General features: G+C 72.2%; 10 protein-coding genes and 2 pseudogenes. 5 read left to right on the top strand and 7 right to left on the bottom strand.

The window, feature by feature from the left end; all coding sequences use genetic code 11:
- Positions 1-119: 119 nt before the first annotated feature.
- The 7 genes and pseudogenes from ACZ6TU_RS35850 to ACZ6TU_RS35820 form a co-directional block, all read right to left on the bottom strand.
- Positions 120-1,357 (bottom strand): annotated as a pseudogene (locus ACZ6TU_RS35850) (IS701 family transposase).
- 139 nt (positions 1,358-1,496) lie between these two features.
- Positions 1,497-1,991, bottom strand: a complete 495-nt coding sequence (locus ACZ6TU_RS35845; protein WP_467667765.1) for a GNAT family N-acetyltransferase — start codon at positions 1,989-1,991, stop codon at positions 1,497-1,499.
- A gap of 130 nt (positions 1,992-2,121) precedes the next feature.
- The gene (locus tag ACZ6TU_RS35840) at positions 2,122-3,432 is read right to left on the bottom strand and encodes a DUF58 domain-containing protein (protein ID WP_469553000.1); all 1,311 of its coding nucleotides are present in this window, start codon (positions 3,430-3,432) and stop codon (positions 2,122-2,124) included.
- On the bottom strand, positions 3,432-4,421 hold the full coding sequence (locus ACZ6TU_RS35835; RefSeq protein ID WP_467667769.1) for an AAA family ATPase: 990 nt from the start codon (positions 4,419-4,421) through the stop codon (positions 3,432-3,434). The genes ACZ6TU_RS35840 and ACZ6TU_RS35835 overlap by 1 nt, the downstream gene beginning before the upstream one ends.
- Positions 4,421-5,617 (bottom strand): DUF4350 domain-containing protein, encoded by a 1,197-nt coding sequence (locus ACZ6TU_RS35830; protein ID WP_467667771.1) that lies wholly within the window; start codon positions 5,615-5,617, stop codon positions 4,421-4,423. The genes ACZ6TU_RS35835 and ACZ6TU_RS35830 overlap by 1 nt, the downstream gene beginning before the upstream one ends.
- The gene (locus ACZ6TU_RS35825) at positions 5,614-6,384 is read right to left on the bottom strand and encodes a DUF4129 domain-containing protein (protein ID WP_467667773.1); all 771 of its coding nucleotides are present in this window, start codon (positions 6,382-6,384) and stop codon (positions 5,614-5,616) included. Before ACZ6TU_RS35825 ends, ACZ6TU_RS35830 begins: the two co-directional genes overlap by 4 nt.
- A gap of 4 nt (positions 6,385-6,388) precedes the next feature.
- Complete coding sequence (locus ACZ6TU_RS35820) at positions 6,389-7,780, bottom strand: DUF7847 domain-containing protein (RefSeq protein ID WP_467667775.1); 1,392 nt, start codon at positions 7,778-7,780, stop codon at positions 6,389-6,391.
- Between the two features lie 140 nt (positions 7,781-7,920).
- Here ACZ6TU_RS35820 and mtnA point away from each other — a divergent pair, with 140 nt between their 5' ends.
- The 5 genes and pseudogenes from mtnA (at position 7,921) to ACZ6TU_RS35795 (ending at position 15,235) form a co-directional block, all read left to right on the top strand.
- Positions 7,921-9,069: an S-methyl-5-thioribose-1-phosphate isomerase gene (gene mtnA / locus ACZ6TU_RS35815; protein ID WP_467667777.1), complete on the top strand. Its 1,149-nt coding sequence runs from the start codon at positions 7,921-7,923 to the stop codon at positions 9,067-9,069.
- A gap of 198 nt (positions 9,070-9,267) precedes the next feature.
- Positions 9,268-9,957, top strand: a complete 690-nt coding sequence (gene mtrA / locus ACZ6TU_RS35810) for a two-component system response regulator MtrA (RefSeq protein ID WP_003990656.1) — start codon at positions 9,268-9,270, stop codon at positions 9,955-9,957.
- Between the two features lies 1 nt (position 9,958).
- The gene (gene mtrB / locus ACZ6TU_RS35805; protein WP_467667779.1) at positions 9,959-12,244 is read left to right on the top strand and encodes an MtrAB system histidine kinase MtrB; all 2,286 of its coding nucleotides are present in this window, start codon (positions 9,959-9,961) and stop codon (positions 12,242-12,244) included.
- The gene (locus ACZ6TU_RS35800; RefSeq protein ID WP_467667781.1) at positions 12,234-14,063 is read left to right on the top strand and encodes an LpqB family beta-propeller domain-containing protein; all 1,830 of its coding nucleotides are present in this window, start codon (positions 12,234-12,236) and stop codon (positions 14,061-14,063) included. The genes mtrB and ACZ6TU_RS35800 overlap by 11 nt, the downstream gene beginning before the upstream one ends.
- A 275-nt stretch (positions 14,064-14,338) precedes the next feature.
- Positions 14,339-15,235 (top strand): annotated as a pseudogene (locus ACZ6TU_RS35795) (ComF family protein).
- The last annotated feature ends 27 nt before the right edge of the window (positions 15,236-15,262 follow it).

The following is a 15,262-nucleotide window of genomic DNA, read 5'->3' as shown; positions in this document are numbered from 1 at the left end:
TACTGCAGGGGGGACCCTGTGGGAGAGTAGGACGCCGCCGAACAATTCTTGGGAAAACCCCCGCATCTTCGGATGCGGGGGTTTTCTGCGTTTAGTACTCCAGCCGTAGATCGTGATCTTCATGTCTGATTCGCGGCTTGTCGTCGGTAATGGCTGGCTTGGGCTCGGGCCTGGTGGCGACGTCGCCAGGCGGACCAGGCGAGCCGGTGGGCTACCTCGTGTACGGGCCGGACGGCCAAGGCGATGAACAGTCGCTGGATCTCGTTGCAGGTGAGCGGGATGAGCCCGTCAGGTGCGGGGTGTCGGGCGTGTTCGTCGGCGCGGACAACGGCGAGGAAGGCGTGAGCGAGCATGGCCAAGGTGACCCAGCGGGACCAGGATGTGTAGCGGCGGACCTGGTGCTCGTCCAGTCCGGCCAGGCCCTTGCCGGACTGGAAGGTCTCCTCCACCCGCCACCTTGATCCAGCGACGCGGACCAGGGCGGTCAGGGGCACCGGGGCGGGTGAGAAGCAGCGGTAGTAGGCGAGTTCACCGGTGGTGCGGTTGCGGCGGATCAGCAGCTGGCGGCTGCCGGGGCGGGGCTCGGCCAGGTCGATGCCGGCCCAGTCGTAGAAGCGGTGCCCCTTGGCACCGGCCCCGGCCGACAGCTTCTGCCAGGCCCGCTTGGGCACCTTCGCGGCCAGGGTATCCGCGCGGAACTTCCCCGCGCCGATGGTGAGTTCATGTGAGCAGGCGACGGCGAGCACGTAGCCGACCTGGCGCTCTTCCAGCGCGGAGCGCAGCTTCGGGTTGCCGCCGTAGACCTCGTCTGCCGCGACCCAGTCGGCGCGGTGCCCGGCATCGAGGAACCGGCCGATCATGCGGGCGGCCAGCTCCGGCTTGGTCGCGAAGACGGTGTCCTCGTCCAGGTCCGCGGCTCGGCAGCGATCTGGGTCGCGCGTCCAGGAGCGCGGGATGTACAGCTCCCGGTCCACCGCCGCGTGCCCGCGCAGTCCCGCGTAACGAGGTAGACAGCGACTTGCGCGTTTTCGATCCTCCCGGCGGTGCCGGTGTACTGGCGCTGGACACCGACGGTGTGCGTGCCCTTCTTCACGTCCCCGGTCTCGTCGACCACCAGCACCGCACCCTCGTCGTGCAGATGCTCCAGGACGTACTCGCGCACGTCATCGCGCACGGCGCCGGCATCCCATCGGGCCCGGCCGAGCAGGTGCTGCATGCCGTCCGCGGTGGCCTCTCCGGCCCACTCGGCGATGGTCCAGCAGTTTTTGCGTGGCAGGTCCGACAGCAGCCCCAGCACCAGATCCCGTACCCGACGCCGGGGTTCGACCCGGGCGAACCGGTCGGCCATCCGGCTCATCAGGACCTCGAACGCTTCCTGCCAGCGGGCAGGGTCTACGCTGTGACCTGCGGCCACCGCAAGATCGTTAGTCTTCACACACCGATGATCAGCGGTGGCCGCAGCCTTCCCGCAGCCGACCCACGAGCAAGATCAAGGTCTATGGCTGGAGGTCGCGCTGGTACCAGGTGCCTGACTTGCCGCCGAGATCGGCCGCGGCGGCAGGGCCAACCGGGACGAACCCGGCCTTGGTCAAGACTCTCTGGGACGCGGTGTTGTCGTGGGAGGTGGCCGCCCGCAGTGTGCGCAGCCCGTGCCGCGCGGTCGCAATCCGGCACAGCTCCCGGACGGTCGCGGTCGCCACGCCGTGGCCGGCGACCCGCTCCGCGACCCGGTAGCCGAGTCTGGCAGTGCCGTCCTCCAAGTCGTACAGGTTGAACCTGCCGAGTACCGAGCCGTCCTCGGCGACGAGCACGTAGAAGGCGCAGCTGCCGGCCTCCTGCTCGGCCAGCGAGGCGTTGTGCCGGTCGGCGAACTGGTCGAAGAAGTCGTCACCGCGGTCGGAGATCGAGGCAGCGAAGTAGCTGCGGTTCGCCAGCTCGAAGGCCAGGACCGCCGGGGCGTGGCCGGCATGCAGCCGCTTCAGCTCGGGCATTGCCCGACTCTACCCAGACCGTGCGCTGAGGCCACCTGAGTTTCCGCCAGCGGCAGACAGCCCCAAGACCAGGGCACATAACGATCTACGGCTGGAGTATTAGGGGCCCTCTTTCGAGGGCCCCTCACCGTCACAGGCGTCCAGCCGCCTTCAATGTCAAGTACGCGTCCGTCAGTGCCGGCGCCAGGTCGTCCGGTGTCGCGTCCACGACCGTCACGCCATGACGGCGGAGTTGTTCTGCCGTGCGGTGACGTTCGGACTGGGCCTGGGCGGCTGCGGCTGCCTCGTAGACGGCGTCGACGTTTCCGCGTGCCTTGGCCATTTCGGTGATGTGAGGGTCCGCTACTGATGCCAGCAGGACCGTGTGGCGCTGGGTGAGCTGGGAGAGCACCGGGAGGAGGCCTTCTTCGATGGGGGCTGCGTCCAGGGTGGTGAGGAGCACGATCAGAGACCGGCGAGGGGACGTGCGCAGGGCCGTGGCCGTGAGGCCCCGGGCGTTCGTTTCGACGAGCTCGGGTTCGAGCGTGGCCATCGCGTTGACCAGGGACGGAAGGACATCGCCCGCCGTGCGGCCCTGGACGAGGGCGCGGACCTTGCGGTCGTAGGCGAGGAGGTCGACGCGGTCGCCGGCGCGGGAGGCGAGGGCTGCGAGGAGGAGAGCCGCGTCCATGGAGGCGTCGAGGCGGGGTGCGTCGCCCACGCGGCCTGCCGAGGTGCGGCCGGTGTCGAGGACCAGGAGGATGTGGCGGTCGCGTTCCGGGCGCCAGGTGCGTACGGCGACCGCGGACTGGCGGGCTGTGGCGCGCCAGTCGATGGAGCGGGTGTCGTCGCCGGGGACGTACTCGCGCAGGCTGTCGAATTCGGTGCCCTCGCCGCGGGTGAGCACGCTGGTGCGGCCGTCCAGTTCGCGCAGGCGGGCCAGCTTGGAGGGCAGGTGCTTGCGGCTGGTGAACGGGGGCAGGACGCGTACCGTCCAGGGGGCTTTGTGGGTGCCCTGGCGGGAGAAGAGGCCGAGGGGGCCGTACGAGCGGATGGTGACGCGGTCGGCCTGGCGGTCGCCCCGGCGGGTGGGGCGCAGGTGGGTCGTCACGCGTCGGCGTTCGCCTGCGGGGACCGTGAGGCGGTGGCGGGAGGCCGTCGTCTCCGTGCCCGGCTGCCAGGTGCTCGGGGGCCAGGCATCGCGGAGGCGGGCGCGGAGGGGGCGGCGGGACGTGTTGGTGATGGTGAGGGTGACGTCCGCCGTGTCGCCGAGGCGTACGGAGGTGTCGCCGGCGCGGGTCAGGCCTAGGCGGCGTACGGGGGCAGCCAGGGCGAAGTCGCAGGCGCAGGCCACGGCCAGGGGGGCGTTGACCGCCAGGATGCCCGTCCAGCTGGGCTCCCAGATGCCGACGGGGAGGGAGCCCAGGGCCGCGAGGAGGGCGGCGCGTCCGGTGAGTGCCATCAGCGGGGGACGGGGACGTGGGCGAGGATCGCGTTGATGACGGAGTCGGCCGTCACGCCTTCCATCTCGGCCTCCGGGCGGAGTTGTACGCGGTGGCGGAGGGTGGGGAGGGCGAGTGCCTTCACGTCGTCGGGGATGACGTAGTCGCGGCCTGTCAGCCAGGCCCAGGCACGGGCGGTGGCCAGGAGGGCCGTGGCGCCTCGGGGGGAGACGCCGAGGGTGAGGGACGGCGACTCGCGGGTGGCGCGGCAGATGTCGACGACGTAGGCGGTGATCTCCGGGGAGATCGTCGTCTTGGCGACCGCGGCGCGGGCTGCCTCCAGGTCGGCGGGGCCCGCTACGGGGCGTACGCCGGCGGCGTGCAGGTCGCGTGGGTTGAAGCCCTCGGCGTGGCGGGTGAGGACGTCGATCTCGTCCTGGCGGGAGGGGAGGGGGATGGTGAGTTTGAGGAGGAAGCGGTCCAGCTGTGCTTCGGGGAGGGGGTAGGTGCCCTCGTACTCCACCGGGTTCTGCGTTGCCGCGACCAGGAACGGGTCGGGGAGGGCTCGGGGGGTGCCGTCGACGGTGACCTGGCGTTCTTCCATGGCTTCCAGGAGGGACGACTGGGTCTTGGGGGGCGTGCGGTTGATCTCGTCGGCGAGGAGGAGGTTGGTGAAGACCGGGCCGGGCTGGAAGGAGAACTCGGCGGTGCGGGTGTCGTAGACCAGGGAGCCGGTCACGTCGCTGGGCATCAGGTCGGGAGTGAACTGGACGCGTTTGGTGTCGAGTTCGAGGGCGGAGGCGAGGGTGCGGACCAGGAGGGTCTTGGCGACGCCGGGGACACCTTCGAGGAGGACGTGGCCGCGGCAGAGCAGGGCGACGACGAGGCCGGTGACGGCGGGGTCCTGGCCGACCACGGCCTTGGCGATCTCGGCGCGCAGGGCTTCCAGGGCGGCTCGGGCGGCGCCCGGGTCCCCGGTCTGCCCGGCGTTGTCAGTGGTCGGGTCCATCATGGACGGCGTACCTCTCTTTCGAGGGCGTCGAGTTGGTCGGCGAGTGCGATGAGTGCTGCGTCGTCGCTGGGCGGTGGTCCGAAGAGGAGGATGCGCAGGTCCTGTCCGTCGCCGTGGAGGTGGGCCGACAGGGCGGGGAGCAGGGCCTCGGGCGTGTGCGCCTGGGTGACGGAGACGCCTGTGAGGGGGGCGAGGCGGGTGCGGGTGGTGGAGCGAAGAGCGTTTGCCGCGCGGTCGCGTGCGTCGGTCTTGCGGTAGAGGCGGGCGCGGCCTTCGGCGGTTTCGGAGGCGCGGATCGCGACGGGGAGCTTTTCGGGTACGAGGGGGCCGAGCCGGCGTGCCCGCCAGAGGGCGGCCAGGGCTGCGGCGATGAAGAGTTGCAGGGTGCCCCAGAGCCAGCCTGACGGGAGCAGGTCGAAGAAGCCGCGTTCGTCGTCGGTGCCGGTGGCCGACGTGTCGGAGAGCGAGGGGAGGTACCAGACCAAATGGGGGCGGGAGCCGAGGAGTTGGAGGGCGAGCGAGGCGTTGCCCTGCTTGTCGAGGCGATCGTTGAGAAGAATGTCGGGCGCGCCGAGGACGACGGTGTCGCCGTCCCCGGTCGGGGCCGGGATGCGAAGCAGGGTGGCCAGGCGCTCGCTGGGGTAGCACTTGTCGGAGTCGAGGTGGGTGGTGGTGTAGCGGACGCCGCCCGTGTCGGCGGTGCCCGCGCGCCGGGCGGCGGGCAGGTCGCAGTCGGGGGAGAGCGTCGAGTCGAGGCTGGTGGCGGGGTCGGCGGTGACGCCGGGGGCGAGTCGTTCGACGGACGCGCTGCCGGAGGCGACCAGGACGGTGCGGCCGCCGGAGTCGGCGAACGCGTTGTGCAGGCGGGACTGCTGACTTCGGCTCAGCAGGTCGGGGGCGGCGACCAGGAGGGTCGTGTCCGGGCCGGCTGCGGCGGCTGCCTCGTCCAGGGTGGTGACCACTCGTGTGTCCACGCCCCGGTCGGCGAGGAGTTCGGCGACGGCGCGGCTGCCGTTGGGGTCGGCGGAGCGCGGGTCGAGTTCGCCGTGCCGGGCGTCCGAGCGGATCAAGGCGATGGCGATGGCTCCCACCAGGAGCAGCACGAGGGCGAGCGCGATGCCGCGCGCGCGGGTCCATACCTGGCGTGCGGTGGGCGAGGCCGAGGTGGACGGGAGCGTGGCCTCGGTGGTCATTCGGCGGCTCCCTGGTGGGGGTTGGGGGCCGTGCTGGGGGCGCTACTGCTTGCGAGCTGGGGCTTGGTGCGTTCCAGGTCGCTGTCGAGTTCGGCGATGCGGTGGTACGACTGCTCGGTCGCCGACCGGCCGCCGTACGTGACGTCGTCGAAGTCGCGGGCGGCGGCGCGCAGTCGGTCGGTGTGGGCGGGCAGGGCCCGGCCGGCTTCGGCGGCGGCCTCGTCGGCGGTGCGGCCGGGGCGGACGTCGAGGAGGGCGCGTTCCTCAAGGGCGCGGACGAGGGCCCGCATGCGTTCCTGGACGGCCTGGTTCCAGTGGCCCTGGGCGGCGTGTGCCTCGGCGGCTGCGCGGTGGTCTGCGGCGCTGCGGGGGCGGTCGTCGAACAGGGCGGCGGAGGAGATGGGTTGGCGGCGGGGGGTGCCCAGGCGCCACCACAGGGCGGCTAGGACCGCGACGACCGCCAGGATGATGACGACCAGTCCTAGTGCTCCGCCGGGTGTGGCGCTCGAAGCGGCGTTGAACAGTTTGTCGAGCCAGCCCCAGAAGGCGTCGAGGGCGCGCTGGAACAGGCTGGGGTCGTCCTCGTGGTACATCCGCTTCGACAGCTCGCGCCGGGCCGCCTCGCGCGCGGGGTCGCGCGGGATAGTGAGGGGCGGTTCGTCGGCGGAGCGGGCCGACGACAGTACGGAGGTGTCGCCGGCGCGCAGCAATGTGCGTATGGCGGCGCGTGGCAGCGCCGTTGTGAGAACTTCCCCCGCCCAGCTCACCGCATCAGCTCCCCGGGGTGGCGCCGGGGGCGCTGGGGCCGTAGCCCTGGACACCGGCGGCGCGGGCCAGTTCGAGGTCGAGGGCCTCGCGGCGGATGCGCTGGTCGATGTAGAGGAGCACGGTGACGCCCGCCGTGATCGGGAACGTGATCATGGAGCCGATCACCGCGCCGATGCCGCTGACGATGAGGAACGTCCAGCCGAAACTGGAGCCGCCGCTGTTGAGCCAGCCGGTGACGCCGTCACCGCTGAGGGCCGCGGCGAGGAAGGTGAACGGGATGACGATGATCGAGGCGACGACGTTCGCGATGATCGTGGCGAGCAGTTGGATGCCGAAGATCCGCCACCAGGTGCCCCGGACCAGCTTCGTGGAGCGGCTCAGCGCCTTCTTGATGCCCTGCTTCTCCAGCATCAGCGCGGGCGAGGCCAGGGAGAAGCGGATCATCAGCCACAGGGCGACGATGCCGGCGCCGATGATGCCCAGGACGGTCAGGGCGACGCCCGCGCCGGTGCTCCCGGCGACGCTGACGAGGATGCCGGGCAGCGTGCCCGCGGTGACGATGCCGGCGGTGATGAGCAGCAACAGGCAGATGAGACCGAAGAGCTTGACGACCTGAGGGCGGGCGTCCCGCCAGGCCTCGCCGATGGTCACCGACTTGCCGAGCACAGCGCGGCTGGTGACGGTGGTGAGCAGTGCGGTCGCGATGACGGTGCCGACCAGGGAGATGACGAAGACGGCGGTGGAGTTGAGCATGGCGTCGCCCATGGCGCGGCTCAGTTCGCTGAGGGTGGCGCTCGGGTCGTTGAGGGCCTCGGTGCTGGAGTCGTCCAGGACGAGGCCCTGGAACAGCACGACGATGATCTCGGTGATGATCGCGACGGTCAGGGAGATGCCCAGGACGGTGCGCCAGTAGGTGCGCATGGTGGAGACGGCGCCGTCGAGGATCTCGCCCACGCCGAGCGGGCGGAGCGGGATGACGCCGGGCTTGGCCGCGGGCGGGGGGCCGCCCCAGGCGCTGCCCCAGCCGCCGGGGCCGCCGGGACCTCCGTATCCGCCATGCCCTCCTGGACCGCCCGGGCCGTAACCGCCGGGGGGCTGGGTGCCCCAGCCCGGGCCGGGCGGCGGGGGTGGGGGAGCCTGGCCGGGGCCGGCAGGGCCCCCGGGGCCGCTGGGGGCGGACCACTGGGCGGGTGGCGGCTGGTCCTTGGACCACTGCGGGCCGGGGCCCTGCGGGGCCTGGGCCGGCTGGCCCGGCTGGTCCGCGGGCTGTGCGGGGCCGGGGCGGTCGGAGGGCTCGGCAGGGTTGGGGCCGGGCTCGGCAGGGCCGGACGCGCCAGGCTTCTGCCCGTCGGACGGGGCGGATCCGGGCGAGGCCCAGCCCGGAGTGTCGTTCATCGTCGCTCCTTCACGGTGCCCGTCCGCGGTCGCGGCGGCAGGTTGGCAGCCATCGTGCCATGGGGTGGTGTTGGAGTGACCGGCCGCGGTATGGGCTGCGTACCTTCAATTGTCCGCTGGTTAGGGGGCAGACTGACCGCATGGCTGATCAGTACGCGTACAGCGGCGATGACAAACGGCCGACCGAGATCCCGGCGATCCGTTGGGAAGAACCACCGGAAGGACCCGTTCTGGTCCTTCTCGACCAGACGAGGCTGCCGGTCGAGGAGGTCGAGCTGGTCTGTACGGACGCGCCCGCGCTCGTGGAGGCGATCCGTTCGCTCGCCGTGCGGGGGGCGCCCCTGCTCGGCATCGCGGGGGCGTACGGCGTCGCGCTCGCCGCCGTGCGGGGCTTCGACGTGGACGAGGCCGCGGCCGCGCTGGCGAGCGCCCGGCCGACCGCGGTGAACCTGGCCGTGGGGGTGCGCCGGGCGCAAGCGGCTCACGAGGCCGCGCTCGCCAAGGGCGGTGACATCAGGCAGGCGGCCGCGGCGGCGCTGGCGGCGGCGCGGCAGTTGCACCGGGAGGACGCCGAGGCCAGTGCGCGGATGGCTGAGCACGGGCTGGCGCTGCTGGACGAGCTGATGCCCGGCGGCGGGCACCGGATCCTCACCCACTGCAACACCGGTTCGCTGGTGTCCGGCGGGGAGGGGACGGCGTTCGCGGTGGCGCTCGCGGCGCACCGGGCGGGCCGACTGCGGCGTCTGTGGGTGGACGAGACGCGTCCGTTGTTGCAGGGCGCCCGGCTCACGGCGTACGAGGCGGCGCGCAGTGGGATGGCGTACACGCTGCTCACCGACAACGCGGCCGGGTCGTTGTTCGCCGCCGGGGAGGTGGACGCGGTGCTGATCGGGGCGGACCGCATCACGGCGGACGGTTCGGTGGCGAACAAGGTCGGGAGCTATCCGCTGGCGGTGCTCGCGCGGTATCACCATGTGCCGTTCATCGTGGTGGCGCCGGTGACGACGGTGGATCCGGACACCCCGGACGGGGCGTCCATCGAGGTAGAGCAGCGGGCCGGTCATGAGGTGACCGAGTTCGTGGCGCCGCAGGTACCGGTGACCGGGGCTGAGGCGGGCGGTGGCATTCCGGTGGCGCCGCTGGGGACGCAGGCGTACAACCCTGCGTTCGACGTGACGCCGCCCGAGCTGGTGACGGCGATAGTCACGGAGGAGGGCGTGGTTTCGCCCGTCACGGTCGAGGCGCTCGCCGAGGTTTGTGCCCGGTCGCGCCGGGGGGCGGCGGGCTGATCCGGGCGGCTGCCGGTGCGTGTGCCCGGAGTGGCGCGGGCTCCGGCAACCTGTCCCTTCGCGGGGACGGGAGCCTCGCCGCTGCCTGTCGTTGAGATCAACAGTGGGCGGACGAGGCAGACAGTAGCGCTTGCTGCGACTATGGTCACTGGCGGTGACCTACCTCACCACTGCCTTCGCCACCGTTATGAGAATGGGATGATGTCGTTTATGAAGGGACGAGTCCTTGTCGTCGACGACGACACCGCACTGGCCGAGATGCTCGGCATTGTGCTGCGTGGTGAGGGTTTCGAGCCGTCTTTCGTGGCCGACGGCGACAAGGCGCTGGCCGCCTTCCGTGAGTCCAAGCCCGATCTGGTGCTGCTCGATCTGATGCTGCCCGGGCGGGACGGCATCGAGGTGTGCCGTCTGATCAGGGCGGAGTCCGGGGTGCCGATCGTGATGCTCACGGCGAAGAGCGACACGGTCGATGTCGTCGTGGGCCTGGAGTCGGGTGCCGACGACTACATCGTGAAGCCGTTCAAGCCGAAGGAGCTGGTGGCCCGGATCCGGGCGCGGCTCCGGAGGTCGGAGGAGCCCGCTCCGGAGCAGCTCGCCATCGGTGACCTGGTCATCGACGTGGCCGGGCACTCCGTGAAGCGGGACGGGCAGTCGATCGCGCTGACGCCGCTGGAGTTCGACCTGCTGGTCGCGCTCGCGCGCAAGCCGTGGCAGGTGTTCACGCGCGAGGTGCTGCTGGAGCAGGTGTGGGGCTACCGGCACGCGGCGGACACGCGTCTGGTCAATGTGCACGTGCAGCGGCTGCGCTCCAAGGTCGAGAAGGACCCGGAGAAGCCGGAGATCGTGGTGACCGTCCGTGGTGTCGGGTACAAGGCAGGGCCGAGCTGACATGTCCGGCGACAGTGCCGCTTCGGCGTCCGGACGGTCCGGGGGCCGCCCGGGGCGGCCTGTCGGGCGGAACAAGGGCGGCTCCCGTTGGGGGCGGTTCCTGGAGAGCGGGCTGCTGCTCCAGGGCGGGGTCCAGGGCAGCCCGGTCATCCGGCTGTTCATGCGGTGGGTACGCCGGCCGTTGCTGCCCGTCATGCGGCTGTGGCGGCGCAACATCCAGCTCAAGGTCGTCGTCACCACGCTGCTGATGTCGCTGGGCGTGGTCCTGCTGCTCGGCTTCGTCGTCATCGGGCAGGTGCGCAACGGCCTGCTGGACGCCAAGGTGAAGGCGTCCCAGAGCCAGGCCACGGGCGGGTTCGCGGTGGCCAAGCAGCGGGCCGACGAGGCGGCGAGCGGCACCGGCGACGATGTCGCCACGGCGGACGGGCGTCCCGCGCAGAACGTCTCCGAGTGGATGAGCGACCTCGTCTCCTCGCTGTCCAGCGGCGGCCAGGGCGCCTTCGACGTGGTGACGCTCCCGGCCTCCGACGCGGACGGCGCGGGCGGCCGTGGGCAGCGTGCCTCCGGCGAGGTGGACTGGAGCAGGAGCGTGCCCGCCGACCTGCGCGAGCGGATCGGCAGCAGTACGACGGCCGCCCAGAGCTACACCCGCATCACCTACAACAACGCGACCAAGGACTCCCAGCCGGGACTGGTCGTCGGCAAGCAGGTCAACGACCCCAACGGGGACCCGTACCAGCTCTACTACCTCTTCCCGCTCACCCAGGAGGAGAAGTCGCTGAGCCTGGTCAAGGGGACCCTCGCGACGGCCGGGCTGTTCGTCGTCGTCCTGCTGGGGGCCATCGCCTGGCTCGTCGTGCGCCAGGTCGTCACACCGGTGCGGATGGCGGCGGGGATCGCCGAGCGGCTGTCCGCCGGGCGGCTTCAGGAGCGTATGAAGGTCACCGGCGAGGACGACATCGCGCGGCTCGGCGAGGCCTTCAACAAGATGGCCCAGAACCTCCAGCTGAAGATCAGCCAGCTGGAGGACCTGTCGAGGATGCAGCGCCGGTTCGTGTCGGACGTGTCGCACGAGCTGCGTACGCCGCTGACGACCGTACGGATGGCCGCGGACGTCATCCACGAGGCGCGGGAGGACTTCGACCCGGTGACCGCGCGGTCGGCGGAGCTGCTCGCCGACCAGCTGGACCGGTTCGAGTCGCTGCTCGCGGATCTGCTGGAGATCAGCCGGTTCGACGCGGGTGCCGCGGCGCTGGAGGCGGAGCCGATAGACCTCCGGGAGGTCGTACGGCGGGTGGTCAGCGGGGCCGAGCCGCTCGCGGAGCGCAAGGGCACGCACATCCGCGTCCTGGGCGACCAGCAGCCCGTCGTGGCGGAGGCCGACGCCCGGCGTGTGGAGCGCGTGCTGCGCAACCTCGTCGTGAACGCCGTCGAGCACGGTGAGGGCAGGGACGTGGTCGTCAAGCTCGCCGCAGCGGGCGGTGCGGTCGCGGTCGCGGTGCGGGACTACGGGGTAGGGCTCAAGCCGGGTGAGGCGACCCGGGTGTTCAGCCGCTTCTGGCGGGCCGACCCGGCACGCGCGCGTACCACCGGCGGTACCGGTCTGGGGCTGTCCATCGCCCTGGAGGACGCGCGGCTGCACGGTGGCTGGCTGCAGGCGTGGGGCGAGCCGGGCGGCGGCTCGCAGTTCCGGCTGACGCTGCCCAGGACCGCTGACGAGCCGCTGCGGGGCTCTCCCATACCGCTTGAGCCCAAGGACTCACGGCGGAACCAGGGGCTCGACGACGCCGGGCTGCCGTGCGGCGGTGGGGACGGCGAGAAGCGGGCTACCGTGCCGGCACAGTCGACGAGCGGGCCGCGGCCGCCGGGGTCGACGCGGGACCCGATACCACCGCGGGCGGCCTCCGCGGCCCCCACGGCCGATCCGACGGCGCTGCCCGGCAACGGCGCGCGTGTGGTACCCCGGCCCGCATCGGACACGCGGCGGCAGGACGATCCGCAGGCGCCCCCGGAGCAGCCGGCTCGCGACGCGGGCGCGAGCGGCCCTGCGGGCGCGGCAGGCCATGGCGTGGTGAGCGGTTCGTCAGGCGCGGTAGGCAACGGTGTGGTGAGTGGTCCGTCGAGTACGGCCGGCAACGGCAAGCCGAGTGGTCCGGCTGGGCCCTCTCGGGACGAGGCCGTGAGCGGGCCGCAGGACGCGGACAGGGACAACGGATCCGCAGGCTCGGGCAGGGAAACCGAGCCGGAGAACGCGGACAGGCATGGGGAGGCATCTCGTGGGCGCTGACCGTGGGGGGCGCGGTCGGCGTACGCCCGCGCGCGTGATGGCGTACGCCGCCGGTGGCGTCCTGCTGCTGGCGGGGTGTGCCTCGATGCCGGACAGCGGGGATCTGCGGGATGTGGAGTCGACACCGCGCCAGGACACCCAGGTGCGGGTGTTCGCCGTGCCGCCGGGTGAGGACGCCCAGCCCTCGGAGATCGTGCAGGGCTTCCTGGAGGCGCTCACCAGCGACGATCCGCACTACAAGACCGCGCGCCAGTACCTGACCGGCGAGGCAGCCAAGACGTGGCGGCCGGAGCTGTCCACCACCGTGCTGACGGACGGGCCCGGCGCCAAGGCCGAGGGCACGGGCCGGGAGGACACCGGCGAGATCTCGTACATGCTGACCGGTACCAAGGTGGCCACGGTGGACGCGCAGCAGGCGTACGCGCCGGCGACCGGGGCGTACGGCAGGACCGTGCACCTGACGCAGGACGAGAAGAGCGGGCAGTGGCGGATCGACGCGCTGCCGCAGGGCGTTGTCATGGGCCAGTCGGACTTCCAGCGCAACTACATGTCCGTCAACAAGTACTACTTCGCCTCGAACACCGCGGTGGCCAGGGCGGACACCCAGCCCGCAGCGGTCGCCGACCCCGTGTACGTCCGCCGGCGGGTGGACCCCATGACGCAGATGGTGCGCTCTGTCCTGAGCGGGCCCACACGGTGGCTCGGGCCCGTGGTCAGATCGAGCTTCCCCACCGGTACGGCGCTGCCGAAGGACGCAGGCGCGCTGACGCCCGACGACCGGAACAAGCTGACGGTCCCGCTCAACGACAAGGCCGCGGGCGTCGGCACCAACCGGTGCGAGGAGATGGCGGCCCAGCTGCTGTTCACGTTGCACAGTCTCAGTCCCGCGGTGGACGAGGTCGAGCTGCGGGCCGGCGGGGCGGAGCTGTGCTCGCTCACGCAGGAAGCGGCCGATGCCGCCGCCTCCCGGAGCTCGGTGCGCAGCCCCGACTACCTGTACTTCGTCGACGCCAAGGACCGGCTGGTGCGGATCCCCGCGGGCAGCAACGACACCAAGCCGGACCCGGCGCCGGGGGCGCTGGGCGAGGGCGACACGGCACTGCGCTCGGTGGCGGTGTCGCGCGACGAGCACACCGCGGCCGGTGTCAGCCTCGACGGCAAGTCGCTGTACGTGGGATCCCTGGTCTCGGGCGGTTCGCTGGGCGAGCCGTTGCTGCGCAGCCACGGCCGGACCGAGGAGGACCGGCTGACGATCCCGAGCTGGGACGCGCACGACGGCCTCTGGGTGGCCGACCGTGACCCGGACAATCCCCGGCTGCTCCTGCTGCAGGAGGGCAAGGGCGATCCGCTGGAGGTGCGTATGCCGCACCTGGACGGGCGGGTCCAGGCCGTGCGGGTGGCCGCCGACGGGGTACGGATCGCGCTCGTCGTGGAGAAGGGCGGCAAGAAGACCCTGCTCATCGGCCTGATCGAGCGGGAGGGGAAGACCGGCGAGCAGCCGGTCGTCAGGGTGGCCGAACTGCGCTCCGCGACCCCGGAGTTGGAAGAGGTCACCGCCATGTCGTGGGCCGGGGACAGCCGGCTCGTCGTGGTCGGGCGTGAGCACGGTGGCGTGGAGCAGATGCGGTACGTCCAGGTCGACGGCTCCACGCCGGACGTACCGGCGCCCGCGGCCCTGACCGGCGTGAAGGAGGTCACCGCCGCCGAGGACGACAGGCTGCCGTTGGTGGCGTACTCGGTGGACGGGATCGTCCGGCTGCCGTCGGGCGCGCAGTGGCAGAAGGTGACGGAGGGGACGGCGCCGGTCTATCCGGGGTGAGGTAGGGCCGCCCCCGTGGCCGGTGCCCGGGGACGGGCTTGCGGTCGCTTCTGCCGGGTGAGGCCCGGGAGGGGCGGCCGCTGTCTTTCGGGAGCGGGGTCGGCCGGTGCTCCTCACGGGGCCGCCCACCGGCCGCCCACAGGGCCGGCTCACGGGGCCGCCCCACGGGGGCGTCACTCGTGTGGGTGACGAGCGGTTCGGCGGGCGGGGAGTTGTCCACAGGGCGTTGTCCACAGGGGTGGCCGGAGAGGGCCCTGGGCGGCACAGTGGTGGCCATGCGGGGGTGGTGGCAGGACCTCACCGACCTGGTGCTGCCGGCCGAGTGCGGGGGCTGTGGGAGGCCTCGTACGGTGCTCTGCCCGGAGTGCCGTGCGGTGCTGAGCGGAGTCGCGGCACGCCGGGTGCGGCCGGCGCCGGAGCCGCCCGGGCTGCCCGTGGTGCACGCGGCGGCTCCGTACGCGGACGAGGTGCGGGCGACGCTGCTGGCCCACAAGGAACGGGGTGCCCTGGCGCTCGCCGGTCCCCTCGGGGAGGCCTTGGCGGGAGCCGTGCGGGCGGGGCTCCGGAAGGCGTGGGGCGGCTCCTGGGCCGGGGCCGAAGGGGCGTGGTCCCGGACCGTCGGGGCTCCTGTGCTGCTCGTGCCCGTGCCGTCGGGGCGGCGGGCCGTGCGGGCCCGGGGGCATGATCCGGCCGGACGGATCGCGCTCGCGGCGGCGGGGGAGCTGCGGCGGAGCGGGGTTCCGGCCAGGGTGCTCGGTGCGCTGCGGCAGCGGCGGGCCGTGGCCGACCAGTCGGAGCTCAACTCCCGGCAGCGGCTGGACAATCTCGCGGGCGCGCTGGTGGTGGTGCCCGGAGGCGCCCGGCTGCTCTCCGGTGGGCCGGTCGTCCTTGTCGACGACGTGATGACCACGGGGGCGTCCTTGGCGGAGGCCGCGCGGGCCGTGCGGGCGGCGGGGCCGGTTTCGAACGCTGCCGTGGCCGTGGCCGTGTACGGGGGAGAGACGTGGGAAAGCAGAGAGGAATAGAACGTCGGATCAACGCGAGAGAGGACGGGCCGGCGGCCCGGCCGGCAGGTATTGACGGGCGCGGGCGGCGCCGGCGGAGTCGTTGACGTGGTGTGCGCGGCGGTGGTCGCGGCATCACCGGACTCTTTCGAAATAAACCGGAACTGACTGAGATCTTGCGTCGTTGCAGGTAGC

It is taken from the genome of Streptomyces sp. NPDC052064, assembly GCF_055585925.1.
This window is presented reverse-complemented; position numbering and strand designations above follow the sequence as displayed.

Bases quoted from the DNA above. Each gene is read 5' to 3' on its own strand.
- ACZ6TU_RS35845 (WP_467667765.1), bottom strand. From the start codon at position 1,991: ATGCCCGAGCTGAAGCGGCTGCATGCCGGCCACGCCCCGGCGGTCCTG.
- ACZ6TU_RS35840 (WP_469553000.1), bottom strand. From the start codon at position 3,432: ATGGCACTCACCGGACGCGCCGCCCTCCTCGCGGCCCTGGGCTCCCTC.
- ACZ6TU_RS35835 (WP_467667769.1), bottom strand. From the start codon at position 4,421: ATGGACCCGACCACTGACAACGCCGGGCAGACCGGGGACCCGGGCGCC.
- ACZ6TU_RS35830 (WP_467667771.1), bottom strand. From the start codon at position 5,617: ATGACCACCGAGGCCACGCTCCCGTCCACCTCGGCCTCGCCCACCGCA.
- ACZ6TU_RS35820 (WP_467667775.1), bottom strand. From the start codon at position 7,780: ATGAACGACACTCCGGGCTGGGCCTCGCCCGGATCCGCCCCGTCCGAC.
- mtnA (WP_467667777.1), top strand. From the start codon at position 7,921: ATGGCTGATCAGTACGCGTACAGCGGCGATGACAAACGGCCGACCGAG.
- mtrA (WP_003990656.1), top strand. From the start codon at position 9,268: ATGATGTCGTTTATGAAGGGACGAGTCCTTGTCGTCGACGACGACACC.
- mtrB (WP_467667779.1), top strand. From the start codon at position 9,959: ATGTCCGGCGACAGTGCCGCTTCGGCGTCCGGACGGTCCGGGGGCCGC.